At 66.8% G+C, this 2,203-nt stretch carries 2 protein-coding genes and 1 pseudogene; 1 reads left to right on the top strand and 2 read right to left on the bottom strand.

The window, feature by feature from the left end:
• Positions 1 to 347 (top strand): annotated as a pseudogene (locus ACQKIP_RS45645) (YdcF family protein); the annotation flags it as partial.
• 138 nt (positions 348 to 485) lie between these two features.
• On the opposite strand, the gene ACQKIP_RS45640 reads toward ACQKIP_RS45645, so the two are convergent.
• Complete coding sequence (locus ACQKIP_RS45640) at positions 486 to 1,220, bottom strand: dienelactone hydrolase family protein (protein ID WP_365862089.1); 735 nt, start codon at positions 1,218 to 1,220, stop codon at positions 486 to 488.
• A gap of 766 nt (positions 1,221 to 1,986) precedes the next feature.
• Positions 1,987 to 2,203: peptidoglycan-binding domain-containing protein (locus ACQKIP_RS45635; RefSeq protein ID WP_427745692.1), on the bottom strand; the 217-nt coding region annotated here is incomplete at its 5' end.

Here is a 2,203-nt window from a genome sequence, read left to right as displayed (position 1 = left end):
AGAACATCACCCTGTCCCGTGAGGTCCTCGCCGACGCCGGTATCCGTCCGAACACGGTGTTGCTGGTGTCCAAGCCCTATATGGAGAGGAGGTCGTTCGCGACCGCCCGCAAGCTGTGGCCCGACGTCGGGATCCTCTGCGCGTCCGAGCCGCTGGAGTTCGACGACTACGTGAAGTCCATCGGCGACGAGAAGCTCGTACTGGACATGCTCGTCGGCGACCTCCAGCGGGTTATCGAGTATCCGAAGCTTGGATTTGCCATCGAGCAGGAGGTCCCGCAGGACGTGCATGCCGCGTACGAATCTCTCATCCGCGACGGCTTCACCAGCCGCCTCATTGCTTCTTGACCTGCTGTCGGCGTACACGTGAACGTGGCCCTGGCAAGTACAGCGGCGGCTGCCGCTGAGTCGGGATCAGAGCCGTGAGGGCAGACTCAGCCCGGCCTCACGCCGACTTCGAGAACCCCCTGGACTCCAGCCGGCGCCTCAGCGGTTGGCGAGAGCGCGGTCGAGGAGGGGCAGCAGGCGGTCCCAGTGAAGCTGCAGTGCGGTGGGGTTGAAGGCATCGGTGTCGGACATGGTGAAACCGTGGACGGTGCCGGGGTAGATCTCGGAGGTGTAGCGGACCCCCGCGGCATCCAGGGCCTGGTTGAGCTCGCCGAGGGCCTCGGGCGTCAAGTCGCTCTCGGCATGGCCGAAGTGGACCTCGGCGGTGAGCTTGGCGAGGCTGTCGGGCCCGTCGGCGCCCACGGGGCCGTGGAATGCGGCGAGGGCGGCCACCTGGCCGGGGTGGGCCGCGGCGGTGCGCATCGCCAGGAGACCGCCTATGCAATAGCCGGTCACCGCGACCGGTCCGGCGCCGACCTCGGGCTGGGCGGTGAGGAACCTGAGGTAGGCATCGGCGTCGCGCAGGACGCGTTCGGCGGTGTGCGCCTCGATCAAGGGCATCAGCTGGGCGAAGACCGCGGGCCGGACCTCTTCTCCGATGTGGTCGGGAAGTTCGATCACCGGTGCCGGGCCGTGCCGGTAGAAGAGGTTGGGGACGAGCACGTAGTACCCGTGCCCGGCCAGCTCGTGGGCCATCTCCCGCAGCACGGGCCGGATGCCGAAGCCGTCCGCGTACATCAGCACCCCTGGGTGCCGCTCACCGCCGTCGGGGAAGGCGGCGAACGCGTCGGCCTGGCCGTCCGCGGTGGGAATGTGCAGTGTCTTGCCGGGCATGGATTCTCCTGTCGTGGTTGATGCGTTGAGCCTGTGATCAACACGACGGAGGCGGAGCCCGCGCAGCAGCGCAAGATCCTCGACCGAACAGCGGGCCCTCACCGGCCCGCACGGTGCTCAGGAGAGCACCGGGTCACCAATCTGTGTGTGGCGCAATGCCGTCCCGGTAGTCATCGCCGAGCAGCATAGCCCCCGGGCGAAAGTCGCCACCGGTACCCCAGAGGATCCAGGGCTCTCTTCGGGACTTCGGAACAGCCCGACAACTTTGGTTCCGGCAACCCACTTGCCTGATGAACGCAGTCGAAGTCGCAGCCGAGATGGATCTCGTACGTGGCGCGGCTGAATCCGAAGGGCCCGTATGCACCGACGATCACGGGCGCGGTCGCCGCCAGATCGATGTCCCGCTGCCGGAGTACGGCATCCAGCAGTCAGTCAGGAAGCGGGCCACCGGCCCGGGAGCGCGCCTGCACCTCCTCGAACCGGGCGCGGGGGGATCCTCAGGGCCTTTGAGCTGCCGGGACGCGGCACAAGGCGCGTGTCCCGGAATGGGGCCGAGATCAGTTCGTTCCGATCACTCTCCGCGCGGCAGGGATGACTCTGCCCGCAGGGGAGCGCTGCATACGGGGCCGTCCCCGGCGGGAACGGCCTGTATGACTGCCAGTTGCTGTCCGCATAGTTCCGTATGTGTCAAAGCGGGCTTATGGCATGTCGCAGTAAGCCGCCGGAAGACGCGTCACCTACCGTGCTCACGATTCGGGGCCCCGGTCTAGTCGACCGGCCAAATGCCTGGCCTGTACCTCGGGTTCGGGTACTGGTCCGGGTGCAGGCATTCCCAGGTGTCCGGGCCGATGATTCCGTCTGCGGTGATCCCGCAGGCACGTTGGATGCGGTGTATGGCCGAGTAGGTGTCCGAACCGAAATACCCGTCTTGGTTGATCAGCTTTCGGCCGCTGTGCAGGGCGTTTTGGGTGTTCCACAGACAC

The sequence above is a fragment of the Streptomyces sp. NPDC059900 genome (assembly GCF_050270335.1).
Taxonomy (GTDB): Bacteria; Actinomycetota; Actinomycetes; order Streptomycetales; family Streptomycetaceae; genus Streptomyces.
The sequence above is the reverse complement of the archived record's forward strand: the minus strand, read 5'-3'. Positions and strand labels throughout refer to the sequence as shown.

Bases quoted from the DNA above. Each gene is read 5' to 3' on its own strand.
- ACQKIP_RS45640 (WP_365862089.1), bottom strand. From the start codon at position 1,220: ATGCCCGGCAAGACACTGCACATTCCCACCGCGGACGGCCAGGCCGAC.